The organism is Sutcliffiella horikoshii (genome assembly GCF_020524325.1).
Lineage (GTDB): Bacteria > Bacillota > Bacilli > Bacillales > Bacillaceae_I > Sutcliffiella_A > Sutcliffiella_A horikoshii_D.
The window spans coordinates 86,724-109,170 of sequence record NZ_JAIVKY010000006.1 but is presented as its reverse complement, the minus strand read 5'-3'; the positions used below and the strand labels follow the sequence as shown (position 1 = coordinate 109,170).

The 22,447-nt window shown below is 38.1% G+C and carries 28 protein-coding genes and 1 pseudogene; 9 read left to right on the top strand and 20 right to left on the bottom strand.

Annotated elements, in window-relative coordinates; translation table 11 throughout:
* Positions 1-87: 87 nt before the first annotated feature.
* Positions 88-669 carry a histidine phosphatase family protein gene (locus LC091_RS07605; RefSeq protein WP_226681437.1) on the bottom strand — a complete coding sequence of 194 codons (582 nt, stop codon included), beginning with the start codon at positions 667-669 and terminating at the stop codon, positions 88-90.
* Positions 670-793: 124 nt separating this feature from the next.
* Positions 794-1,564 (bottom strand): sporulation protein, encoded by a 771-nt coding sequence (locus LC091_RS07600; protein WP_226681436.1) that lies wholly within the window; start codon positions 1,562-1,564, stop codon positions 794-796.
* A gap of 167 nt (positions 1,565-1,731) precedes the next feature.
* On the opposite strand from LC091_RS07600, the gene LC091_RS07595 reads away from it, so the two are divergent.
* Complete coding sequence (locus LC091_RS07595; RefSeq protein WP_226681435.1) at positions 1,732-1,989, top strand: hypothetical protein; 258 nt, start codon at positions 1,732-1,734, stop codon at positions 1,987-1,989.
* A 40-nt stretch (positions 1,990-2,029) separates the two neighbouring features.
* Here the strand turns inward: LC091_RS07595 and LC091_RS07590 are convergent, their stop codons facing one another.
* The 4 genes from LC091_RS07590 to LC091_RS07575 all read right to left on the bottom strand — a co-directional run bounded on the left by LC091_RS07590 (position 2,030) and on the right by LC091_RS07575 (position 4,689).
* Positions 2,030-2,566 (bottom strand): GNAT family N-acetyltransferase, encoded by a 537-nt coding sequence (locus LC091_RS07590; RefSeq protein ID WP_226681434.1) that lies wholly within the window; start codon positions 2,564-2,566, stop codon positions 2,030-2,032.
* Between the two features lie 215 nt (positions 2,567-2,781).
* Positions 2,782-3,429, bottom strand: a complete 648-nt coding sequence (locus tag LC091_RS07585; RefSeq protein WP_226681433.1) for a DUF2785 domain-containing protein — start codon at positions 3,427-3,429, stop codon at positions 2,782-2,784.
* Complete coding sequence (locus LC091_RS07580; protein ID WP_226681432.1) at positions 3,419-4,108, bottom strand: HAD family hydrolase; 690 nt, start codon at positions 4,106-4,108, stop codon at positions 3,419-3,421. The genes LC091_RS07585 and LC091_RS07580 overlap by 11 nt, the downstream gene beginning before the upstream one ends.
* Positions 4,105-4,689, bottom strand: a complete 585-nt coding sequence (locus LC091_RS07575) for a GDSL-type esterase/lipase family protein (RefSeq protein ID WP_226681431.1) — start codon at positions 4,687-4,689, stop codon at positions 4,105-4,107. The genes LC091_RS07580 and LC091_RS07575 overlap by 4 nt, the downstream gene beginning before the upstream one ends.
* A 109-nt stretch (positions 4,690-4,798) precedes the next feature.
* On the opposite strand from LC091_RS07575, the gene LC091_RS07570 reads away from it, so the two are divergent.
* Entirely contained in the window at positions 4,799-5,128 is a 330-nt protein-coding gene (locus LC091_RS07570) for a hypothetical protein (protein ID WP_226681430.1), read from the top strand.
* Positions 5,129-5,391: 263 nt separating this feature from the next.
* On the opposite strand, the gene LC091_RS07565 is transcribed toward LC091_RS07570, so the two are convergent.
* Positions 5,392-7,170 carry a S9 family peptidase gene (locus tag LC091_RS07565; protein WP_226681429.1) on the bottom strand — a complete coding sequence of 593 codons (1,779 nt, stop codon included), beginning with the start codon at positions 7,168-7,170 and terminating at the stop codon, positions 5,392-5,394.
* A gap of 152 nt (positions 7,171-7,322) precedes the next feature.
* Here LC091_RS07565 and LC091_RS07560 point away from each other — a divergent pair, with 152 nt between their 5' ends.
* The gene (locus LC091_RS07560) at positions 7,323-8,513 is read left to right on the top strand and encodes a CapA family protein (RefSeq protein ID WP_226681428.1); all 1,191 of its coding nucleotides are present in this window, start codon (positions 7,323-7,325) and stop codon (positions 8,511-8,513) included.
* A gap of 189 nt (positions 8,514-8,702) precedes the next feature.
* Entirely contained in the window at positions 8,703-8,990 is a 288-nt protein-coding gene (locus LC091_RS07555) for a HesB/YadR/YfhF family protein (protein ID WP_010193550.1), read from the top strand.
* A gap of 38 nt (positions 8,991-9,028) precedes the next feature.
* Here LC091_RS07555 and LC091_RS07550 read toward each other — a convergent pair whose 3' ends face one another.
* The 5 genes from LC091_RS07550 to LC091_RS07530 form a co-directional block, all read right to left on the bottom strand.
* A complete protein-coding gene (locus LC091_RS07550) occupies positions 9,029-9,334 on the bottom strand; it encodes a hypothetical protein (protein ID WP_226681427.1) in 306 nt (101 codons plus the stop codon).
* A 3-nt stretch (positions 9,335-9,337) separates the two neighbouring features.
* Positions 9,338-9,763 carry a YbgC/FadM family acyl-CoA thioesterase gene (locus tag LC091_RS07545; protein ID WP_226681426.1) on the bottom strand — a complete coding sequence of 142 codons (426 nt, stop codon included), beginning with the start codon at positions 9,761-9,763 and terminating at the stop codon, positions 9,338-9,340.
* A 111-nt stretch (positions 9,764-9,874) separates the two neighbouring features.
* The gene (gene tlp, locus LC091_RS07540; protein WP_226681425.1) at positions 9,875-10,117 is read right to left on the bottom strand and encodes a small acid-soluble spore protein Tlp; all 243 of its coding nucleotides are present in this window, start codon (positions 10,115-10,117) and stop codon (positions 9,875-9,877) included.
* A gap of 91 nt (positions 10,118-10,208) precedes the next feature.
* Positions 10,209-10,352, bottom strand: coding sequence for an acid-soluble spore protein N (locus tag LC091_RS07535; RefSeq protein ID WP_226681424.1), 144 nt, complete (start codon positions 10,350-10,352; stop codon positions 10,209-10,211).
* A 67-nt stretch (positions 10,353-10,419) separates the two neighbouring features.
* Entirely contained in the window at positions 10,420-10,554 is a 135-nt protein-coding gene (locus LC091_RS07530; protein WP_082153446.1) for an FbpB family small basic protein, read from the bottom strand.
* Positions 10,555-10,834: 280 nt separating this feature from the next.
* On the opposite strand from LC091_RS07530, the gene LC091_RS07525 reads away from it, so the two are divergent.
* Complete coding sequence (locus LC091_RS07525) at positions 10,835-11,293, top strand: DinB family protein (protein ID WP_226681423.1); 459 nt, start codon at positions 10,835-10,837, stop codon at positions 11,291-11,293.
* A gap of 14 nt (positions 11,294-11,307) precedes the next feature.
* Positions 11,308-12,003, top strand: a complete 696-nt coding sequence (locus tag LC091_RS07520; RefSeq protein ID WP_226681422.1) for a DUF1287 domain-containing protein — start codon at positions 11,308-11,310, stop codon at positions 12,001-12,003.
* A gap of 40 nt (positions 12,004-12,043) precedes the next feature.
* Here LC091_RS07520 and LC091_RS07515 read toward each other — a convergent pair whose 3' ends face one another.
* The 3 genes from LC091_RS07515 to acnA form a co-directional block, all read right to left on the bottom strand.
* The gene (locus tag LC091_RS07515) at positions 12,044-12,553 is read right to left on the bottom strand and encodes a TlpA family protein disulfide reductase (RefSeq protein WP_226681421.1); all 510 of its coding nucleotides are present in this window, start codon (positions 12,551-12,553) and stop codon (positions 12,044-12,046) included.
* Between the two features lie 14 nt (positions 12,554-12,567).
* Positions 12,568-12,972: a hypothetical protein gene (locus LC091_RS07510; protein ID WP_226681420.1), complete on the bottom strand. Its 405-nt coding sequence runs from the start codon at positions 12,970-12,972 to the stop codon at positions 12,568-12,570.
* Positions 12,973-13,109: 137 nt separating this feature from the next.
* Positions 13,110-15,815 carry an aconitate hydratase AcnA gene (gene acnA / locus LC091_RS07505; protein WP_226681419.1) on the bottom strand — a complete coding sequence of 902 codons (2,706 nt, stop codon included), beginning with the start codon at positions 15,813-15,815 and terminating at the stop codon, positions 13,110-13,112.
* 295 nt (positions 15,816-16,110) lie between these two features.
* Between acnA and sspO the strand changes: the two genes are divergently transcribed.
* A complete protein-coding gene (gene sspO / locus LC091_RS07500; protein WP_010193533.1) occupies positions 16,111-16,260 on the top strand; it encodes a small acid-soluble spore protein O in 150 nt (49 codons plus the stop codon).
* 531 nt (positions 16,261-16,791) lie between these two features.
* On the opposite strand, the gene LC091_RS07495 is transcribed toward sspO, so the two are convergent.
* Complete coding sequence (locus LC091_RS07495) at positions 16,792-17,058, bottom strand: hypothetical protein (protein ID WP_063561001.1); 267 nt, start codon at positions 17,056-17,058, stop codon at positions 16,792-16,794.
* Between the two features lie 132 nt (positions 17,059-17,190).
* Between LC091_RS07495 and LC091_RS07490 the strand changes: the two genes are divergently transcribed.
* The gene (locus LC091_RS07490; RefSeq protein ID WP_064100995.1) at positions 17,191-17,337 is read left to right on the top strand and encodes a small acid-soluble spore protein P; all 147 of its coding nucleotides are present in this window, start codon (positions 17,191-17,193) and stop codon (positions 17,335-17,337) included.
* Here the strand turns inward: LC091_RS07490 and selA are convergent.
* Both selA and LC091_RS07480 read right to left on the bottom strand, forming a co-directional pair.
* On the bottom strand, positions 17,321-18,718 hold the full coding sequence (selA, locus tag LC091_RS07485) for an L-seryl-tRNA(Sec) selenium transferase (RefSeq protein WP_226681418.1): 1,398 nt from the start codon (positions 18,716-18,718) through the stop codon (positions 17,321-17,323). The two genes, LC091_RS07490 and selA, sit on opposite strands and share 17 nt — an antisense overlap.
* A 79-nt stretch (positions 18,719-18,797) precedes the next feature.
* Positions 18,798-18,983, bottom strand: a pseudogene (locus LC091_RS07480) (Rdx family protein); the annotation flags it as partial.
* A gap of 218 nt (positions 18,984-19,201) precedes the next feature.
* Here LC091_RS07480 and selD point away from each other — a divergent pair.
* Positions 19,202-20,266, top strand: coding sequence for a selenide, water dikinase SelD (gene selD / locus LC091_RS07475; RefSeq protein ID WP_226681417.1), 1,065 nt, complete (start codon positions 19,202-19,204; stop codon positions 20,264-20,266).
* A gap of 25 nt (positions 20,267-20,291) precedes the next feature.
* On the opposite strand, the gene selB is transcribed toward selD, so the two are convergent.
* Positions 20,292-22,181: a selenocysteine-specific translation elongation factor gene (gene selB, locus LC091_RS07470; RefSeq protein ID WP_319003644.1), complete on the bottom strand. Its 1,890-nt coding sequence runs from the start codon at positions 22,179-22,181 to the stop codon at positions 20,292-20,294.
* Positions 22,165-22,395: a spore germination protein gene (locus tag LC091_RS07465; RefSeq protein ID WP_226681415.1), complete on the bottom strand. Its 231-nt coding sequence runs from the start codon at positions 22,393-22,395 to the stop codon at positions 22,165-22,167. The genes selB and LC091_RS07465 overlap by 17 nt, the downstream gene beginning before the upstream one ends.
* Positions 22,396-22,447: the final 52 nt, after the last annotated feature.

Genomic DNA, 22,447 nt, shown 5'->3' with positions numbered 1-22,447 from the left:
AAATGCCTCCTTTTACGGTATACGAACATATATTCCTATTATACAAACGAAGCACTATTTTAGCAAGACTTTCCAACTAGACGTTTTCTACTTGCCTCCAAGATGCTTCGTGCAATTATATAGTTCGCATTCCCACAGTCCTTCACGAACTTTGACAGTGGAAACAGAGGTATTCTCAAGATGATCTTCCATTTTAAGGTCTTTCACCAATTCTCTTAAAACATGTCTTATATAGGACCCATGACTAACCACTAGTACATTCTGGTCTTTATGTTTTTCAGTTACCTCTTCAATGAATGAAAGGGCTCGTTTTATTACCATTTCCCTTGATTCTATCCCCAAGTCCAAATCACGCCAATTTTCTCCCCATTTTTCAATTCGTTCAGGTTCTGTCGTGCCTTCAATTTGACCACCGTTCACTTCTTGGAGTCTGGAGTCTAAGAACACCTCGTCAACTTGCAAATTCCTTGCCACAATTTCAGCAGTTTGCATTGCTCTTACTAGATCACTAGAATAGATAACATTCCAATCTTCATTTTTTATCCTATCTGCTAGACTTTCTGCATCCCTAATACCATCTTGATCAAGTGGAATATTAGAACTTCCTTGTGCTCTTCGTTCCTTATTCCAAGCAGTACTTCCGTGTCGGATAAATCCTAGTTTCGTCATTACAACACGCCCCTTTAAAATAAATTGAATGAATTTTTAGTTTAATTTATATTATATGAAATAACAACTTTTTTCACACAAGAAAGAACACCCTAGAAAAGGTGTCCTTATTTAAAATATATTCTTAGCAATAACGGCGTATGGTACTGTCTAATTGCTCTTTAAAGCCAGGAAGGTCCTGGGTTGTTACACGCATTTTTACAAACGTCTCATCCATTTCCAGTGCTTCCGATAGAAAACTGCCAAGACCTCTAACTTTACGATCTACTTGCAGAACCAGCTCTACTGAATTTCCAGTATTATTTGAAAAGATCATTTCAATTTCATCCAACTTTCCTCTGAAAGATCCGGAAGTTGGAACAAATTCGAACTCTTGAATGAATGGATAATGAGTTTTCCATCTATAAGGAGCAGCTTCACATTCTACTTTTCTTAAACGAAAACCTAATTGCTCAGCGGCACTCATGATTGTTGAGACTAGGGGAGATGGTTGAACATGGACCACATCTTTATCTGACGGATCCACTGCATTTTTAATATCCAACCCTGTTTGTAACCACACTTTAGTGTTGCCCATACTTACAGGTGTTTCATATGGCAATGTCAATGTAAAAGGAATTTCTTTCTTTTCATTAACACCAATCACAAACGAATCCACGATTTTCTTTTTTTCTAGTACTGCTTGTTTATGAACCTTGGTATCATTTGATTCTTTAATATAGTTAGTTAATAAAGTTAAGTAAATTTCATCAATCTTTTGCTCTATAGAACCACCAGTGATTTCTACTATCCCTTTAATTTCCTCACCAGCTACAAAACTTGATTCAGCCAATTTAGTATCTACCTTTGCTGCTCCAATTCCTACACTAGCTAATGCCTTGTTAAAAAAAGACATCCCTACTCCTCCATTCAACATGAAATTTTATTAGACGTTAATACTACGATTGAAAAAAGGAAAAGGTTTCAAAAAGAAAGATTATTTAATTTTCAGAATAAAAGATATACACTCACCACTTTTATCATGTAAAATTACACTAACTTATATAAAAGGAGGCCACTAATTTGAAAAGATTTATGCTAATAACTTGGAATGTAGTGACTGGTTTATTTGTGTTATTACTTACCTTCTGGTTGGCAGGGCCAGGAATATCAGAAACAGAAACTTCACAATACAATCTTTGGTATTTACTTATACTTGGAATATGGCTTATCGGACTGGGCTTGCAATTTAAGCATAAGTATAAGACCATGGGTGTTATCGTAACTCTATTCCCCTTGATGTTTTATCTTGTCATTACCTTTAGAGCTATAGTTTACTAGGGTTGAGCATTAATGTAAGAATAGAGATTGTTATTCAAGATTAGTTAGTACGTTCCATCAACCAACAATCTCTATAATCTCCTTCATGTAAAATATGTTCACGTAATATTTTTATCTTTTTGAACCCACATTTTTCATAGCATTTAATGGCTCTTTCATTAGATGTCATCGGGTCCATAACTATCCTTGTGGCCCCTTTTTGTGTTATTAAGTAATTTACCATGGAGGAAATGAGCTGGGTTCCTATTCCTTTATTCCAGTAATCTGAATCACCTATAAACTGATCTAAGCCATAAACCCTCTCCATTTCAAAGTATTCTGCTAATGTGCTAGTAACCTTATTAATTGGATAATATTGAATATAACCAATGTTATTTCCTTGATAAACGGCAATACACCTAAGGACTTCATCGTCTCTATTGAAGAATTTCCTTAGGATATCTTCCATGTTAAATATTACATTTCGCCCCTCATAGAACTCCAACACTTTTGGATTGGACAACCATTTTAATAAATATTTTTCATCCTTGCCTTGTTGCAGCTCTCTTATAAATAATTCTTCTTTTTGATCAATCAATACTATAACACCTACCCTTAGCAATAAGTTTTTCGGAACCAGTAATGAATTTCATGTTCTAAGCATTCCAGCAGTTCCTGATCAGGATTCATTAGCTTCAACCGAAAATAAAGAGTCTTCATGAAATTGGTCACGTTAATCTTACTCCGGTAAAAAGGCAGTGATTGCCCACTCTTTTCCTGTTCCTTGATTAAAATTGATGAGAGGGATTTTATTCAGTTAATAAACAGCTTTTTCTCCATCCCTTTTTCTAACAGTGCCTCTATAGCAAAAATAAGCCGCTCGTCTTCCTCATCTTGGTACACGACATCCTTTAGAAGGCAAGTTTCTATTGCTTTTAGCACATCAGAAAGTAGACTTATATGAAAATGCTCGTGACTTACCAGAGCAGACAACATATCTGCTCCATGTGCGATACTGTGCGCCCATCCCTTATCTTTTACGAATCCACGGGTATCTTGTTCTTTATCTAGATATACAAAAATTGCTATCTTTATTTCCTGCACCTTCTTAGCATCAAGAAGTGTCCCATCATCGTTCGCTAAAATTAGTGCAACAACCAAAGAAGAGAAGGATCGGGTAAAAACAGAGTCCCCTTTTTCTTCCCCGATTTTATAAAAAAGATGCTCCTCATCCAAGCATATTTCTAACATTTTAAGCAACTTACATTGCGGGATTATTCCACCATTAATCAATTTAGCAAAGGTAGTGTAAATCAAATCATCACGAAGAGTCGGGTCAGTTGTGCCGATGTGCTTCATCATGGAATCTATCAATTTGTCTCTATAAGTTGTATCTTCTAGTATCTTTTTATCCTCAATTGTTAAAAGCACATGCTTGAGGGTTTCTACTTCAATAACCATGATATCTGCCTTCCTTCTCATTTATGTATTTGACAATAGCAGGCAAACAACCGAGATCTTCTATAATAATGTCTGCATCCACTTCATCCCAATAGGAATCCTTTTTCCAAACTGTCGTCATGCCAACAGCTTTAGCAGCAGTAACATCATTCTCGGGATGATCCCCAACAAAAAGGCACTCCTTCATCGATACTTGAAGAAACTCTGCAGATCTTCGAAAAATTTCAGGATTAGGTTTCTTTATCCCTTCCCGCTCCGAAACAAGAATGGATTGAAAAAAGTGTCCAATACCAAGTGCTTTTAGGTTGTTCATCTGGAAAACTTCTAAACCGTTCGTTATCATTCCCAATGAAAGGTTATCTTTAGAAAGTTGCTGAAGTGTGTTTTCTGCATTATCAAAAGGGGTACAGTGAAACGGAAAGTGATGGATATAATCATCCAAAAGTTCTTTCCAAGTCAGTTCCTCAATTAGAAATTCATCAATAAGCTGCTGATAGACTTTATCTTTCCAGACATACCCACGTGCATCCAACTCGATAAATCTATCAATATAGGTATTTTTGTTAATGTGAATGAAAGCTTGGTTACACCTTTCATACTGATCAACAACGAACTTATTTAAAGAAACTTCCCTATCCAAAAGCGTGCCATCAAGGTCAAATATTACCGCCCTAATCAAATTTTTTCTCTAGGGGTTGATTCAATCTCTAGTACCTTTTCATTGATTAGTTTTGCCAAAATATCATAACCTGCTTCCCCAAAATGCAACCCATCATTTAAAATGCCAACCAAGAGTTCCTTATAATTTTGTCTATTGTACATTTCTGTGTAGAAGTCAATCAAATAACTGCCGGTTCCATCTGAAACACGTTTTACTGCATCTGCATATTTAGCCAGTTCGCTATTTTTCCTGTTTGGTTGTAACTTTTCATCTACTGGAGGAGGAGTGATGAGTATCGTTTTATCTGGTCCAATTAATTGGGTAATCTTTAATAAGTTCTCTTCATATGTGTTTAAAGCTACCTTTTTATGTACTGCAGCATCATTCGAGCCAAATAATACCGTCACTAAATCTGGTCTATGAGTTAATACATCCTTTTCAATCCTTCTTAATGCGTCCTTGGTGGTATTAGCAGATATCCCTGCGTTTAAAACCCTGAATGTAGGGAGTTTAAAAGAAAGTTTTTCAGTAAGTCTGGGGTTGTCCTTTCCTTCGTGCCTTGCAGTCAAACTATCACCGAAACAGATGAGTGTTTTCATATGTATTATTACCACCCTTAGAAATTTATTAATAGTTTTATGTTACCATATAATAGAAAAAACAAAAGTGGAGGGTATAATGGATAATGATATAATTAGTAATCTATCAATGGAAAGCCTGATGATCAATGTAATTATTGGTATTGTGGTTGGATTAATCATGAGTTTTACTTTGAACAGGGTTTACAAAAAAAAGAAAAAAGTCGATAAAGGATTTGTGCTAAGCTATTACAAACTTAGTTATAGACGAAAACTGATTCGAAACCTCTGGCAACTCCCACCTTCTTTAATAGTATTGATTGCTATCATTATTATCTTTGATATCCCCAATACTGCTTCTGTTTTATTAATGTCCCTGTTTATCTTAGCTGGTCTTATTCACTGCCTTCTTCTGTATAGAAAGTGGAAACAAGAAGAAAGGAACACTAAAATTAAGTAATCAAATTAGACTGTTGAATAATTTCCTTTTTAAAATAAATTCCATCATCGACATTCCTACATTCTCCCCTCAATTATGAAAAATAAGAATATATACCCAACTCCCAAAATTGATTATATGCTCATTATTATTAAATAAAAATCCTTTTTTGGAAAATACTTCTTGAGACGTAGAATGGGCTACGTCTAGAGCGCCATAACAAGTTGAACAAAAAATAGGATCCGGAGTTTAAACCCGAATCCTAAGAAAATGCCTATGAAAATTTAGATATGTTTTTCTAAAAAGTTCAGGATTGCCCTGAAAACTTTAATTTCATTTTCCTTCTTAGAGAAGCCGTGTCCTTCATCATCAAGAACAAGATACTCCACTTCTCTGCCTTTTTCCTTTAAAGCATCCACAATCTGATCGGATTCTTTCTTGACCACTCGCGGATCGTTTGCACCTTGGATAATTAACATTGGTTTTGTCATGGTATCAAGGTAGGTGATTGGAGAATCAATTGTCAGTCGTTCTTTATCCTCTACAGGATCTCCTACCCATTGTTTCATGATCGGTTTCCAGTGTTCCGGCACAGAGTCAATGAAGGAAAACAGGTTACTGACACCAAATATATCAATGACAGCTTTAAAATATTCTGGATGTCGCCCATGAAGAAGTAACGCCATGTATCCACCATAGCTGCCGCCCATAAGGAATATTTTTTCTCTTTCTGCATAGCCTTTTTCAATTATCCATTCTAATCCATGGATGTTATCTAGCCGAGGTCCGTGCCCCCAGTCTCCCTCTACCATCTTCATATAGGCTAATCCGTAGTTGGAGGAACCGCGGAAATTTGGTGCAAAAATACTATACCCTTGATTTACAAGGAATTGGAAATAAGAACGGAAGAATTTTCGTTCAGATGCCTGTGGACCACCATGCGGCCAAAGGATCACATGACCATTTGACATCTCTTCTTTTGCCTTAAAGAATAAAGCCTCAATCTCTAATCCATCAAAGGATGGATAAGAAAGGATTTCAGGTTCACAAAGATCTTCATCCGCTACTGCTGGCACACGATTATTGGTTAAAGGGATCCACCCTTCATGTTCCATTTTAAATATGTTTGCTGGCTTTGAAGCAGTCTTCCCTAGTAAATAGACCGATCCACTTTTACTGATTACCACTTTATCAATAATGGAGACTGGTATGTTTACTTCGTTCCAAACTTTCTTCTCCAAACAATAGGTATAGAGCTTGTCCTCCACTCCTTTTGCGGAAACAAGATATAACTTATTTCCTGACTTGTCTAGATACATGTTGTTAAAATGCATCTCACTATCCGATACTCTTGTAAACTTCTTAGTTTCAAGATTGAAGTGCGCGAGGTATCCATTATCATCCTCATAATCAGTAACAAGATAAATGGAGTCGGATTCAGTAAATATAGCGCTGTCCACCGTATGATGGCTATCTGTTTCCGGAGTTAATTTAGTGGCTGTTTCTCCTTGATGTAAATATGCCTGTGTATGAGTGTTGGCATAATGTCTTAGGGTAATGAAGCTTTCTTCATCTTCTGAGACGGCTATTAAGTAAGTCGACGCATCGGTCCCCTCTACCAATAACTTTTCCACTTTTGTCTCTAAGTCATAGCAATAACAATTTAAGTATGTCTGATTTCCTTTTGTGCTCGTATAATAAATTCGTTTTCCGTCTTTGGAGAAACTAGGGTTCATATGTCGGTGCTCTTTCTCCACTCTTACATCCTGCAATTCCCCGCCGCTGCTAGGTAGTGCATAAAGCTGTGTCAACTCATTCCCATCTTGATCAAAACTAGCTAATATGTATTTTCCATTGGGATCGTACTTTAACCCATGGCAGCTTTGGTCATTAAATGTAAGCGGGTATGGATATTGATTAGGCAGGTCCATCGCCCATACATTATAATGTCCCGTCAGATTCGTACTGTAAACTAACTGTTTCTCATCAGGACTCAAAGTGAAATCTTCAATATTAAAAACTTTAAAGAACTGTTCTACTTCCGGTTTTTTGAACGTAAGCAAATTGATTTCCCCCTTTTTATATGTATTCTTATACTATTTCGAGATACAAAACAAAATTCCTTTAATTTTTTGAACTTTCGACATATTTTGATGAAATTCGCGAAAACTATGTTATATGGTGAAAGAAGAAAAAGATATAAGGGGTTAGTTCAATGAATGAAAAAGCAAAGTATTTAGTCCCCATCCTTATTATATTAATCTTGGGGACAGTTTTTTCTGTTTTATCGTTTAAACACTTCAGCAATTTCAACGGGAGTGAGAATCAAGAAGAAACCATTGCAAAATCGGTTAAGCTACACCAGGCTACAAAGGAAGTAAAAACAGAAAAGGGTTTCCGAACTGAAGCAACCATTTCAGCTGTTGGGGATTTACTCATCCATAGCACCGTGTATAATGCAGCGAAAACCAGAGAAAGCAGCTATGATTTCAATCCAATGCTAGATAGGGTCAAATCATACCTACTTGAAACCGATATCTCCATTGCAAATCAAGAGACCGTCATCGGAGGGACTGAAATAGGATTATCCAACTACCCTAGCTTTAACAGTCCATTTGAAGTTGCTGATGCCCTTCAAGAAGCTGGCGTTGATATTGTGAGCATCGCCAACAACCATACATTGGACCGTGGAGAAAAGGCAATCATGAATGCCATTAATCATTATGAAACAATTGGGATGGAATATGTCGGTGGTTATAAGAGCAATGAAGATAAAGCCCGATTACGGACTATGTCTAAAAATGGCATTGAATTCTCATTCTTGTCATACACTTACGGAACAAACGGGATTCCCGTTCCGGAAGGGAAAGAGTTCTTCGTTAACCTGATTGATCGTGAGGCAATAAAAAAAGATGTGGAAGAAGCCAAACAAAATTCTGATGTGGTTGTAGTTGCAATGCATTGGGGAGTAGAATATATTCTTTTTCCTAACTCCGAACAAGAAGCACTTGCAGACTTTTTATCTGAAATTGGGGTCGACATTGTAATTGGACATCATCCCCATGTATTGCAGCCAATGAAGTTCATGGACAGACCCGATGGCGGTAAAATGTTTGTTGTCTATTCATTAGGTAATTTCTTGTCTGGCCAAAAAGATGACTATAAAGATATAGGTGGAATCCTTCAACTTCATGTCGAAAAGACGTTGGATGGTAAGGAGAGCAAAATCGATATTAAAGTGGATAATTTTATCCCTACGTATGTTTCCCAAATCAATCCCACTAAATATCATGTAGTTCCATTGAAGGACGCAGCTTCCTACGGATTTCCCCAAGCAGAGGTTAAAAATGAGGAAATGATGCAGCATATGTATCAATGGTTAGAAGAAGATGAAATAAATAACTGATTCCACAAGCATCGATTCTATATAATAGGGTCGGTGTTTTTTCATTTTCTCTTAAAGTGGTTTCGTTTGGTTGCATTCGTGGAATTCAGGTATAATAAGGTTGTATATACATATTGCGTTTATGCGAAAGCATCTTTCCTTTTTTCAAGGCAACGTAATACAATCAAAGAGACAAAAGGAGTTGCTGTTATGAATATTCATATGTCAGATCAAGCATTAGAATGGTATAAAAAAGAGCTGCACTTAGAAAATGGCGACAACATAAAATTCCAAGTTCGCTATGGAGGATGCAGTACCGTGCAAAAGGGGTTTTCTTTAGGGATTGTAAAAGAAGATCCAGATCAGCCTGTTGCAACCATTGAGAAAGATGGAATTACGTTCTTTGTGGAAGAAAAAGATGCATGGTATTTTGACAGCCATGACCTTCACATTAAGTTTGATGAAGAATTGAATGAACCTAAATTTGACTACGAATGAACATAAAAAAGAATTAGGGCTATATAAGTCCTAATTCTTTATTTATGCTCGAAGAATCGAAGAACTTGTGTCCATTGACCTTCTTTTTTCAAAATCTCCAGCTGGGTATCTCCGATTAAATCAAAATGAGGATACTCTTCCCTTTTATGTATCCATTCTTCCTTCAAGCCATATTTCCGCCCCCAATTGATGAGCTTTTTCACATCACAACAACCGGCTTTTGTTACTGTGGTAATGCCCTCAAAACGAGGATGAATCCAATAGTGTGTTAGGAAGGCAATCTCCCCTCTTTTTACTTTTTCTTTCCATTCTTGAAGCTCCCCACGTTTAATTCCGAAAGCCATGTTTTACTCTCCTTGTTTTTTAGCGTTTTCGTATGCAGCATGCCACTCCGGATATTTCTTGCGAATAATAATAGGTTTAAAATTTTCCTTTCTCACACACACATGTGAGGAACTTCCCAAGAGTGCGATTTCCTCTTGTGGTCTAAGTATTTTATATCCATAGACCACGCGAAAGCCATCATATGTTTCAATCCAAGTATGTATTGTAGCAACCTCACCATAACGAAGCGGCTTTTTATATGTAACATTTATATCAATAACAGGCGAAATAACTCCGTCCTGCTCCATATGTGCGTAGGAAAAGCCTAAATCTTTGATTAGCTGTGTTCTGCCTAGTTCCATCCAAACAAGGTAATTAGCATGATACACAACCCCCATTTGATCTGTCTCCGCATAACGTACTTCAATCTCTTTTTTAGAAATTAGCATCTCTACTCCCCCATTTACTTGGCTTTACTTGATAATGATAACATAAAAGAATTTTTTTCCACATCAAAAGGCTAAAAAAAGACGGGCATAATGCTGCCCGTCCTTTCTTCTTTACTTAAGACCGTTTTCGCGAGCACTCGCTTCGTCTTTAATTTCAGACCTAAAAGCAGCAATGCTTTCTTCACGACGGTGGTTTTTTGCTTCAATGCGAGCTCTTTCCTCCGCATTGGCAAATTGCATGGAATCATGTGCTTCTTCAATATTTTCAATTGTGTTCTGCACCATGCTTTGTAGTTTTTCTACATTATCACTGCGATCATCCGGGTTTGCACGATGTTGTTTGAATTGGTCCATAACAAAACGCCTCCCTTTATCGAATGAATGGTACTACAAGCTATATTCTTTACTCTGAAAGCATAAATAACACTTGAAAAAGTTGGATGTGTTATTCACCCTTTGTTTGAATTACTTGAGCGTGTTTACCTGATGTATCTTGCATTTGGTTGCCTTTATTTCCGCCAGCCTCACGTGATTTTGTACCAATATGTGTTGGTTCCATCCGTTTGCTGACTCTTTTTGGATTACTCATTAAAACATCCCTCCTACCTTTACTATCTCAAGGTAGAGGGATATTCATAACAAGAAATATTTGAAAGTTATTCAGCGGCTTTGTTTAGCATTTTTTCTTCTAGGCGGTCTTCAATTTTTCGGAGTGCCTCTTCATCTTTTAATAACAGCTGCTTGTTTTCTAAAACAAGTTCTTCAAATGAACGTTTACGGATTCTTCTCATCGTCTCACCTACTTATTTATTATTGTAATAGTATTAATGTCCAAAATACTCTAAAATTATGATAACTTTCTGCGAAATTAATTAGAATTTCATGAAAATTTGAAGAGGTCATTCTTTAGAAAGTAGTTATGGAGGATAGTTAGTAGTTATATAACCGAATTCAGAAAATTAAAAACTGGTATAAATGCCTATTTAGTTCAGTCGAATATATGTTCTTGTTACTTTAATGTATTTACGGTACAATTTAAAGAGAGAATATTTTGAAAAGTGAGGGTTATGGATGAAAATGACAACTTCTATTTATGAAGCTTATCAATACAATATGGAGTTTTTCTGTTCATTTGCAATGAAGGCCGAGACTGAATTAATCAAACCTGTTTCAAAAGGCAAGTGGTCAATAAAAGAAATCATCGGACATATTTACTTCTGGGATTTATTTCTTTTGGAAAACATGGTACCTGAAATGAAAGACAACGGTGTTTTACCAGACTTTCCAGACCATGATTCTTACAATGAAAAAGCTATGGAATCGATTAAATCCTTTAAAGACACTAATTCACTTATAGAGGCATTTGTGATCACAAGAAATAAGTTAATGGACAAAATGGAGAGTTTGGACCAAGAAGTTACTTTCACCATCGGGAAGAATAAGCGCAATTATACTCCCGAATCGTTCCTGCGTATGTTTGTGGAACACGATATGCACCATATAAAACAAATTAAAAGTCTTGCAGACTGACTTGGAGGTGAGACATGAAAAAGAAAGCGTGGATGATTATCGCATGTATCCTTACCTTCCTTTTCTGCTTTACCTTACTATTTAAAGAAGGCATCATTTTGGACTATTTAGGAATCAATGTGTCTCTTCCTTTTACTAAAACGTTAGATATCCCTTCCACTTTATCTGAAACTGATCAAAATGAAAACAGCATACCAGATCAGTTAGACATTGTTTATACTGCAAGAAAAGAGGTAGAGCAGCGTACACCATATAAAAGTGTGTATTATGACGGAGGTTATCCACCAGATACAGAAGGTGTTTGTACGGACGTTGTTTGGCGAGGCTTGATGGGGGCAGGAATAAATTTAAAAGACCTTATGGATAAAGACATTGCCGAGTATACGGACTTGTATCCAAGGGTCGGTGGTACTCCTGACCCGAATATTGATTTTAGACGTGTTCCAAATCAATCTGTATTTTTTGAAAGACATGCACGGTCTTTGACGACGGAAGTTATTAAGGGGGATATTGACAATCTAGAGCAATGGCAAGCTGGAGACATTGTCGTTTTTCTTGGTGGAGATTTTGATCATGTTGGCATCGTTTCTGATAAACGAACGAAAGATGGTATTCCATACATTATTCATAATACGTATCCCTTTGCTTCTGAAATTAAGTTAACAGCTTTTAAATCGCCGATAACCGGTCATTTTCGCTGGAATTATTAAAAAGAGGTTGCACAGATTTTTCTCTGTCCAACCTCTCTCATTAATTCATTTTCGCAACCTGTTCTTCCATCAATTCATATGTCATGGGTCCTAAGTGCATGTAGGAAATGACACCCTCTGAATCGATAAAGAAAGTAGAAGGCATAGTCAAGACTTGATAGTGCCTAAAGATATCTTCCTCATCAAGAAGAATTGGAAAAGTATATCCCCCCTCTTCTACATATTTCTTAACTGAATCTATACTCGGCTCACTGGTAGTCAAGTTAACAGCAAGCATCACGACATCCTCATTTTCTGTATGGAACTTTTGCATTTCTGGCATTTCAGCTCGACACGGTCCACACCACGTAGCCCAGAAGTTCACAATGACTTTTTTTCCTTCATAATCAGAAAGTTGAGCTGTTTTTCCTTCTAGTGTACTAAGTTCAAAGTCCATTGCTTTGTCCCCTGGTTGAGTGCCAGTAGCCGGATCTTTTTCTCCAAAAACCTGAAAGATAGCGTAGCCAATTAATGCAACAAGAAAGGCAATTGCTATTATTTTTTTTACCATCTACATTCCCACCTTTATAAAATTGCCATTATGCTGTAATAGCTAGAAATGATAATGAAAATACTTGGAATCAGAATAATTACAGAAGTTTTGATATGTATATTTGATTGATGTAGTTTCCAAAATAAGAAAACTATTGTGATAATCATTGCTAGATAAAATCCCCTAGTCCCCCCTGTAAAAAACAGCAGTCCATAGGGATTTGTCCAAATGATGGACGGCCTGAATATAATAATACTGAATTTAAAAATAAGGATCCAAATGAGCAACCCCGTTGTTAGATGATTTTCCACCGTTTTAACGATTTCCGGTTTCTTTCTAAGGTAGATAGCAATATAAAGATATGCTACCAGACACGAAAAAAGAAGAACCAGATACGACTTCTTTATTAACAGCGGACCTAATTGAATAGCATCCATTTCTTACTCCTCTACATTGTATTACTATCATTTAATCATACGTAATGATGTAATTTCCATTAACCTATGTCAATTTTATAACATTTAAATCAAAAGAAAAAGCTGGCCTCGGTTAAGAGACCAGCTTATAAATTGAATTACGCTTTTAGCTTGTCGCGCAATACCATACGCAGGATACCACCGTGACGGTAGTAGTCGATTTCTACTTCGCTATCGAAACGAACAAGTGCTTCAAATTCTTTCTTGTTGCCTTCTTCGTCTGTAGCAGTAACTTTTACAAAGTCACGTGGTTTAACTGTTTCATCAACAGCTACTTCAAACGTTTCTTTACCAGTCAAGCCAAGTACTTCTGCACTTTCGCCATCTTTGAACTGTAAAGGTAGAACTCCCATTAGAACAAGGTTACTACGGTGGATTCTTTCGAAGCTTTCCGCGATAACTGTTTTAATTCCAAGTAGGTTTGTTCCTTTAGCAGCCCAGTCACGGGAGCTTCCCATACCATAGTCTTTTCCAGCAATGACCATAAGGCCAGTGCCTTCTTCTTTGTACTTCATGCAAGCATCATAAATGCTCATTACATCGCCAGTTGGCCAGTAAGTCGTCCAGCCGCCTTCAGTGCCAGGAGCGATTTGGTTACGGATACGGATGTTTGCAAACGTACCACGCATCATCACTTCATGGTTACCACGACGGGAACCATAAGAGTTAAACTCACGAGGAGTAACACCGTTTGCTTGTAGGTATTTACCTGCAGGTGTATCTTTACCGATGGAACCAGCTGGAGAGATGTGGTCAGTTGTTACAGAATCTGCAAACTTTCCAACTACACGTAGGCCAGAAAGTGGCTCTACAGTACCTGCTTCAGCAGTTAACCCTTCAAAGAATGGTGGGTTTTGAATGTAAGTGGAATCATTATCCCATGAGTACAATGCTTCATCAGAAGTCTGGATTTCATTCCAGCGCTTGTTGTCATCAAATACATGCTCATATTCTCTACGGAATAGCTCTGGAGTTACCGTTGATTTAACAACTTCTTTTACTTCTGTCATAGAAGGCCAGATATCCTTGAAGAATACATCGTTTCCATCTTTGTCTTTTCCGATTACATCATTTTGAAGATCAACATCCACATTACCAGCAAGCGCATATGCCACAACTAGTGGTGGAGATGCAAGGTAGTTACCTTTTACAAGCGGGTGGATACGTCCTTCAAAGTTACGGTTACCAGAAAGTACAGAAGTAACAAGCAAGTCATTTTCTGCTACTGCTTCTTCGATTTCGTCCGCCAATGGACCGGAGTTTCCGATACATGTCGCACAACCGTAACCTACGATGTTAAAACCTAATTGATCTAGATACGGTTGAAGTCCGGAATCGTGAAGATAACCTGTAACAACCTTGGAACCAGGTGCTAAAGATGTTTTCACGAAGCTTGGAACTTCTAATCCTAATTCCACCGCTTTTTTCGCAACTAAACCAGCAGCGATCAAAACGTATGGGTTGGATGTATTTGTACAGGAAGTAATGGATGCAATCGCAATAGATCCTGTTTTCATTGTCGTTTTCTCACCGGAAGCTAATGTTACTTCTACTTCTTTAGCGATGTCAGTAGGAGTTAGACCATAGCCTTGGTTCCCTTGTGGAGCTACTAATGCGTTACGGAAAGTTTCTTGCATCATGGATAGTGGCACAAGGTCTTGTGGACGTTTAGGTCCGGAAAGGTTTGGTTCGATTTCCCCAAGGTCAATGTCTACTACGTCTGTGTAGATAGGATCAGCGTCAGGGCTGAAGAACAATCCGTTTGCTTTGGAATACTCTTCTACCAATTTGATTTGCTCTTCACTGCGTCCTGTTAGGCGCATGTAATCAAGAGACTCTTCATCAACTGGGAAGAATCCACAAGTTGCACCGTATTCAGGTGCCATGTTGGCAATTGTTGCACGGTCTGCAAGTGGTAATTCAGAAACACCAGGTCCGAAGAACTCAACGAACTTACCAACCACACCATGTTTACGCAATACTTGTGTTACTTTTAATGCTAAGTCAGTTGCAGTAGTTCCGTTAGGTAGTGCACCTGTCAATTTAACCCCAACAACCTCAGGAACAGGGAAGTATGAAGGTTGGCCAAGCATTCCTGCTTCTGCTTCGATACCACCTACACCCCATCCAAGAACACCGATACCATTAATCATCGTTGTATGAGAGTCAGTACCAACAAGCGTGTCAGGGAAGGCTACGAACTCGCCGTTTTCTTCCACAGCATGAACAACGTTAGCCAAGTATTCTAAGTTAACTTGGTGAACGATACCAGTTGCTGGTGGAACTGCACGGTAGTTGTCAAATGATTTCTTTGCCCAGCTTAGGAACTTGTAACGCTCTGCATTACGTTCGAACTCAAGCTTCATGTTGAAGTCTAGAGAATCAGCCGTACCAGCTTTATCCACTTGTACAGAGTGGTCAATTACAAGGTCAACCGGGATTTCAGGATTAATTTTCTGAGGATCTCCACCAACATCAGCCATTGCTTTACGTAAAGAAGCAAGGTCAACCACCGCTGGAACTCCTGTAAAGTCTTGAAGAATGACACGAGAAGGTTTGAATGGTACATCCACGTCCTTCTGCTCGTCTGTTCCCCATTTTGCTAAGTTTTCAACGTGCTCTTTTGTGATAACACGGCCGTCTACTTGGCGTAGGACGGATTCTAATAATACTTTAATGGAGTATGGTAAACGTGACACGTTACCAATGTTTGCTTTTTCAAGCGCTTGCAAAGAATAGTAATGATACGTTTTCCCGTTAACATCAAAAGACGTGCGGGCATTAAAAACATCTTGCTTCGTCATATGTATTACCCCCTGCTACTCATAGTTTAATAGGACCTCGCTATGAACAATTAATAGGCATTGAAAAACAAGCTTTCTTTTAGTGGAAAGCGTTTGCGAATGTTTTTCTTTGAGACAATTTTCGAGTTGTTTCTCCCACCGAATAGTCCTTACAATATTATCTTAATACAACATTTCTCATAAGTAAATATCAATAAAGTTATCAAATCACATAAGTTACTCTTATCTTTCATAATATTCCACAAATACATGCTGTTGAAACCTCAGGAGAAACTATAAATGGAGGTGAAGCAAAATGGCAAAAAGAAAATCGAATCATGTCATCGAAGGTATGAATAGCGCTAGCGGACAGGGCAAAGGTGCCGGGTACAATGAGGAACTTTCCAATGAGCCTTTGACAGAAGCTCAGAAGCAGAATAATAAAAAACGTAAGAAGAATCAGTAATAGTACTTATTTGAAATCAACTCCAATTTGGTGGGGTTGATTTTTTAATTATTGGTTTTGGTATCATTGGTTGATATCATTCTTACGAAGCAGTAAAGAAGATGACTTGGTATAGTTCTTTTAGTAATTACAGGTCCAAATGTAAATGTCCGAAGATTTTCGTTTTTTGACCGAAGTTTTCTCAAAAGTGACCGAAGATTCTGCAAAGTTGGCTGAAGATTAGCCAAAAGTGACCGAACCAAATTTCAAAGTGGCCGAACTCCCCTTTAAACTGTCCAAACACCTCTAAATTCTATTGTATTTTGACCGAAGATTGATTAAAAATGACCGAACGATTTTTTACAATGAAAAATGAGCCTGTTTTTCTCTTAAAATCATTATTTCACCGCTATTTTCACACTAAAGATCACAAGTCTTGTCTCTTGTCTGGTTAAAACATATATTCACCTCTTTAAAACTAAAAAAGCCAATCTAAAACCCTACTCCCGGTTCTAGATTGGCCCACCTAGCCTAACCTTGCCAAACAACTCTCTACTCCAACGTATTCCCTTCGCCTTGCTGCATCAGGCGTTGAAGGTCTGCCTGAAATTGCATTAACTGCGGGCGTTGTGTTTCAGAAGCTACCTCTAATGCATTGTTGATCTGTTCCATTGCTTCGTTTACTTCATTTTCTAATCGTTTGAAATCATGCCCGTAATTTGGGTCATTTCTGACAATCGCTTCGTACACATCTCTCGCTTGTTCTGTTCCTTGTTGCGCTGCTTGGAAAGCTTGCTGTTTATCTTTATGATATGGCATATCTTTTCGCTCCTTTAGTTCGATGTAAATAATAGCTCTACCTATACTGCCCGTTTAAATGAAAAATATACCTCAGACAATTGAGCATAAACCTGTCCTTTTTTCAAAAACTATAAGCAAAGGAGGAGATATATCATGAACAAAAACAGCCACAAAGATATGGTCAGAAACCAGCCTAAAGATAATCAATCAGGTCAACCCGCACCTTTAAGCGGATCACATAAAGTAAAAAACCGTCAGCATACCCGCCAAAAGCATAATTCTAGTCACGATATGTAAGCTCGATTTTACGAAAAGCTTCCACAATCTTAGGTATTTCCCCTTGTGTGATAGTTCGGAAATCCAAAATCACGTGCTGATCTTGGAGCCGAACCACCACACTTGGGGTTCCCTTTCTTAATTCGTCCGCCAAAGTTTGAGACGAAAGTATATCTGCTTGCACCCTAATAGCGATGGATGGTATTTTCACTTCTGGCATCGTCCCACCGCCTACCATGGAATCCACTTCCACCAGCTCCCAATGAAACATTTCCAGTGAGGTAGCAGAATCAAGAAAAACCATGGCCCTTTCTCTAACCTCTTCAATCGTTAATAACATATCTCTTACCACTGGAATATCTTTTGCTTTATTGTTTGCATATGCTTGTAATGTTCCTTCTAGCGCAGCAAAGCTCATTTTATCCACTCGAAGAACTCTGGCTAGTTGATGCTTTTTTAACTTATCGATATATTGTTTTTTTCCGGCTATGATACCTGCTTGTGGTCCGCCTAACAGTTTATCACCGCTAAACGATACGATGTCCACGCCAGTTTCTAACACTTTTTGTACAACTGGTTCCTCTCCGATACCCTCCTCTGTAAAATCAAAAAGGACTCCACTTCCCAGATCTTCGTAGACAATCAAATTTTCTTGAAACTTCTTTAATTCAACGAGTTGTTGTGTTGATACGTCCTGAGTAAAGCCAACTATTTTAAAATTGCTTGTATGTACTTTTAACACCATGGCAGTTTCATCAGATAGAGCTTCCTCATAATCTTTCGAGTGGGTTTTGTTAGTGGTTCCTACCTCGACAAGCACTGCACCGCTCTCTTCCATTATGGAACTGATTCGAAAAGAACCTCCAATCTCCACAAGCTGGCCTCGTGAAACAATTACTTCTTTTCCTTTTCCAAATGCATTCAAGATAAAAAACACTGCTGCTGCGTTATTATTTACTACCATGGCAGCTTCCGCACCTGTTACCTCTTTAATTAAATCCTCGACAATATCGTGCCTTGAGCCCCGTTTTCCTGAATCAATATTAAATTCTAGATTGGAGTAATTGGAAGCCACTTCAACAACTCGGTCTATCGCCTCTCTGCTCAACCTTGCTCGTCCCAAATTTGTATGTAATATTGTACCTGTTGCATTAATTACAGATAGGAGTCGTGGTCTACATTTTCTTTTCACCATTTGATCTATTTCATCCCAAATGTAAGAATTAATATCTTTTTCTATCTGCTGACCGCTAATTACTTTATTCCTAACCGCATCTAAGGCCTGTCTAATTATAGAAGTAAGTAATGTCTCATCAAGATTGTATTTTTTGCATAAAAAGTAAAATGTTTTATGTTTTTGCAATTCATGAACTGGAGGGATATTACGTAATAAGTCTTTCAATTTATTCACCTTTTCCGTTAAATCATATTCTTATTATACCGTATTAAAAAAGTAAAAGAGAAGGGTTCCCCCTCCTCTCTTACTTGCCTTCCAATTGAGCGATGATGTCTTCCGCTTTCGGAAACACACCTGTTTCTTTTTTAGAATAAATTGTTTCTCCATTTACCGTCACTTCAAATTTTCCACCAGAGCTTGGAATTAGCTCCATAGAAGAGATATCCGTTCGGAAATGGGAAAATAACGATTCCGCGAAACTCGCGGCTTTTGGCGCGTAGTTTCACTGCATGCAAAATTCGATAGATACTTTGAAATTGCTCATGAGTTTTCCTCCTATGCAAGTTTTACTACGATGACCAAGATATTCCTTCTTGGTCACTATTATTATCATAGTACATCTACTATCTTTTCGCAAAATTCAAATCTTTATCACTGGTAAACCACTCATTAGACGAATATACTTAGTACTAGACAGGAGGTGCCATAATGAGTGAACACGAAAAAATTCGTTTAACATCACTATCGACGAAAGCTGGTTGAGGATGCAAACTTGGTCCTAGCGACCTCGCGCAAGTTTTGCGCGATTTACCTGCAAATAACCACGATCCAAATTTGTTAGTAGGCTTTAGCACTTCTGATGATGCAGGCGTATATAAAATTACGGATGAGATTGCCATGATTCAGACGCTCGATTATTTTACACCGGTTGTGGATGACCCTTACATGTTTGGACAAATAGCTGCCGCGAATGCATTGAGTGACGTTTATGCGATGGGTGGCACCCCAAAAACAGCACTTAATATTGTCGGATATCCCATTAAGAAACTGGGGCCCGAAATTCTTCACTCCATCCTATCTGGGGCATTGGATAAAGTGAAGGAAGCAGGTGCCGTTATTGTTGGGGGACATTCCATTGATGACCAGGAACCAAAATTCGGCTTATCAGTTACAGGGTTTGCCCATCCAAACCGTATCTGGAAAAATACCGGTGCACGCCCAGGGGATGTACTTGTCTTAACAAAGCCTATTGGGGTAGGGATCATTACTACCGCCATTAAACGAGGAAAAGCTACAGATGAACAAGTTTCTCTCGTGACGCAGACAATGGCTTCTCTAAACAAACATGCTGCAGAAACATTAACAGAATTCAATCCGAATGCCGTGACAGACGTTACTGGTTTTGGACTTCTCGGACATGCAAGTGAAATAGCACGCGGAAGCGGCATAAGCTTACATATCGATCTGAAGAAAGTTCCTGTTTTATCGGGAACATATGAGTTGGCTGAAGCTGGAGTAGTCCCTGGTGGATCTAAGTCCAACCATCAATGGTTAGATAATGAGGTTTATTACCATGATTCCATCTCTTTTCATGAGCAGCTGGTGTTGTGCGATGCCATCACATCCGGAGGCTTGCTTGTCAGCATGCCTGAGGCGAAAGCGTATCAGTATGTAAGGAAGCTAAAAGAGAACGATGTGCAGGCTGCTATTATAGGAACTGTCACAGAAAAAAGAGAAAAATGCATTTATGTAAACAAAAACGGTGCCAACTGATTACATTCAGTAGCACCGTTTTTCATTATAACCAATACCTCACAGAGTCTTCTCTTTTCGTAATCTGTAAACCGTCTAACAATTCCATATAAGGAATCAAATACTTACGGGACAATCCAAGTTCCTCTTTTACTTCGCTCAGCTCTATTTCCTTTGAAAATTTCTTCTTTAGTTTAGAGATAGAACTTTCTATGCTTTGTACACTCACTAAATGCTTTTCATCCAACTCGTACACTTTTTTCCTCCTGATTAAATAATGCTGAAGGTCGCGCAGTTCTTTTTCAGGAAGACCCGCCTCTCGTCCATATTGCTCATAAGGTTTAGGAGTAAGACCGTCCTTCTCAATACCAGTTAAGACCTGTTCCATTCTTTTTTTCCAAGAAGCTGGAAAGTGGGGTTCAAATCCAGCATCATACAATAAACTTTCATCTCGTATTAATTTGCCGACATCTTGTAGTGTTTGAAGGACATGTTCTACTAAATTCTTAGGTATCGAATTTGAAAAGTTAGAAAGTATTTCCGCTTTTGACACTCCTGCTTTTAATGGATTGGCCACATGGAAAGAATGGATGTAGCTGGTTACTTGATGCAAAGTGGCATTTACATTTTCTAAACCTGTATAATATTTATCCTTGATCTTAATCAGTTTCCCAGATTCCAATAAAGAATCCAACTCCTTATTGCTCAATCCTGTTTCTTCCTGTAAATCTTTAGATTCTAACAGTTTGTTTTTGCTTAGAGCTTGAGTGACCCTTTCTTCTGGGCTCCCTTCTTTCACTTTTTGCAGTGTTCGTATTGTGTTTTCTCCAAACTTATATCTGGAGCCTTTTGCTTGAATAACCCAGCCTCCGCCAACAGTTTCTACTGGGGTAGGTCTTCTGACAATGAGCTTGTCGCCTCTTTTTGCCGTTACTTCTTCTTCTAAACGCAACTGGCATAGCACTTCTTCATTTGAATCTTGATATTCATTTCGATCAAAAAAGATGATCTTCCCCATTACTTCAGCTGTACCGATATGTACTTTTAATACACTTCTTTGTTTTATCGGATATTGCAGCTTCTTAATGAATGTTAAACTAACATCAATGGTATCTGTTGTTTCGTAAGTCTGGGAAAGAACGAGGACATCCCCTCTGTTGATTTCCTCAGCACTGATATTTGGAAGATTAACCGCAACCCGTTGGCCAGCCTTTGCCAAATCAACCATTTTATTATGTACTTGCAACTGCCTTGCTTTTACTGGTACTCCTGAAGGAAGAAGCTGTAGCTCATCTTCTGTTTGAACCATCCCCTCCATAATCGTTCCGCGGACAATCGTCCCTTGTCCTTTAATGGTAAACACCTGATCAATTGGCAATCGGAAATCTCCAGATTCTTGCTTATGTTGTAAGTTTTTTAACTGACCAAGGAGTGTTTCCTTCAACTCATCAATGCCTTTATTTTTTGTACTATCCAAAAAGACTACTGGTGCATGATGAAAAACAGTTCCTTCTAGCTCATCAAGTATCTCTTCTTTTACCAGTTCCAATAATTCTTCTTCCACTTTGTCTTTTTTTGTTATGGCGATTATTCCTTTTTGTATCTGCAGAAACTTAACAATTTCTAAATGTTCTTTTGTCTGAGGCATTACCCCTTCATCTGCAGCGACGACCAAAATGACTAGGTCGATTCCTGATACCCCTGCAATCATCTGACGAATGAACCGTTCATGGCCAGGAACATCAATTATAGATATAAGTGACCCATCATCCATCTTCAACGGTGCATACCCGAGTTCGATAGATATCTGTCTCTCCTTCTCTTCTTTGAGTCTATCCGTATCCACCCCAGTCAGCGCCTTTGTTAAGGTGGTTTTGCCGTGATCAATATGCCCTGCCATTCCAATTGTATAGTGTTTACTACTCAAACCCCTCACCTATTTCGTCATTTATTTCTACTTTCTTCTTACCGCAAACATTCACCACACTAATCTTTGTAAATGTTTTGATGCATTGTCCAAGATTTCCTGATCCAGATCCAGTAACACCTGTTTCCTCTGCTATTGGAGAAGCTTTAAAAATATTTCCGAAGTTTACAACCCCACCATTTACATTCTTAATAACTACTTTGTTAATAAAACAACCCATCATCCGCCACCCCTTTTTGATAAGGTATGACAGCATGCTTGTGCTTGTATAGGTG

What these genes read in the sequence shown, in the direction of transcription:
- LC091_RS07605 (WP_226681437.1), bottom strand. Translation starts at nt 669, where the DNA reads ATGACGAAACTAGGATTTATCCGACACGGAAGTACTGCTTGGAATAAG.
- LC091_RS07600 (WP_226681436.1), bottom strand. Translation starts at nt 1,564, where the DNA reads ATGTCTTTTTTTAACAAGGCATTAGCTAGTGTAGGAATTGGAGCAGCA.
- LC091_RS07585 (WP_226681433.1), bottom strand. Translation starts at nt 3,429, where the DNA reads ATGGTTATTGAAGTAGAAACCCTCAAGCATGTGCTTTTAACAATTGAG.
- LC091_RS07575 (WP_226681431.1), bottom strand. Translation starts at nt 4,689, where the DNA reads ATGAAAACACTCATCTGTTTCGGTGATAGTTTGACTGCAAGGCACGAA.
- LC091_RS07570 (WP_226681430.1), top strand. Translation starts at nt 4,799, where the DNA reads ATGGAAAGCCTGATGATCAATGTAATTATTGGTATTGTGGTTGGATTA.
- LC091_RS07560 (WP_226681428.1), top strand. Translation starts at nt 7,323, where the DNA reads ATGAATGAAAAAGCAAAGTATTTAGTCCCCATCCTTATTATATTAATC.
- LC091_RS07555 (WP_010193550.1), top strand. Translation starts at nt 8,703, where the DNA reads ATGAATATTCATATGTCAGATCAAGCATTAGAATGGTATAAAAAAGAG.
- LC091_RS07550 (WP_226681427.1), bottom strand. Translation starts at nt 9,334, where the DNA reads ATGGCTTTCGGAATTAAACGTGGGGAGCTTCAAGAATGGAAAGAAAAA.
- LC091_RS07545 (WP_226681426.1), bottom strand. Translation starts at nt 9,763, where the DNA reads ATGCTAATTTCTAAAAAAGAGATTGAAGTACGTTATGCGGAGACAGAT.
- tlp (WP_226681425.1), bottom strand. Translation starts at nt 10,117, where the DNA reads ATGGACCAATTCAAACAACATCGTGCAAACCCGGATGATCGCAGTGAT.
- LC091_RS07535 (WP_226681424.1), bottom strand. Translation starts at nt 10,352, where the DNA reads ATGAGTAATCCAAAAAGAGTCAGCAAACGGATGGAACCAACACATATT.
- LC091_RS07530 (WP_082153446.1), bottom strand. Translation starts at nt 10,554, where the DNA reads ATGAGAAGAATCCGTAAACGTTCATTTGAAGAACTTGTTTTAGAAAAC.
- LC091_RS07525 (WP_226681423.1), top strand. Translation starts at nt 10,835, where the DNA reads ATGAAAATGACAACTTCTATTTATGAAGCTTATCAATACAATATGGAG.
- LC091_RS07520 (WP_226681422.1), top strand. Translation starts at nt 11,308, where the DNA reads ATGAAAAAGAAAGCGTGGATGATTATCGCATGTATCCTTACCTTCCTT.
- LC091_RS07515 (WP_226681421.1), bottom strand. Translation starts at nt 12,553, where the DNA reads ATGGTAAAAAAAATAATAGCAATTGCCTTTCTTGTTGCATTAATTGGC.
- LC091_RS07510 (WP_226681420.1), bottom strand. Translation starts at nt 12,972, where the DNA reads ATGGATGCTATTCAATTAGGTCCGCTGTTAATAAAGAAGTCGTATCTG.
- acnA (WP_226681419.1), bottom strand. Translation starts at nt 15,815, where the DNA reads ATGACGAAGCAAGATGTTTTTAATGCCCGCACGTCTTTTGATGTTAAC.
- sspO (WP_010193533.1), top strand. Translation starts at nt 16,111, where the DNA reads ATGGCAAAAAGAAAATCGAATCATGTCATCGAAGGTATGAATAGCGCT.
- LC091_RS07495 (WP_063561001.1), bottom strand. Translation starts at nt 17,058, where the DNA reads ATGCCATATCATAAAGATAAACAGCAAGCTTTCCAAGCAGCGCAACAA.
- LC091_RS07465 (WP_226681415.1), bottom strand. Translation starts at nt 22,395, where the DNA reads ATGATGGGTTGTTTTATTAACAAAGTAGTTATTAAGAATGTAAATGGT.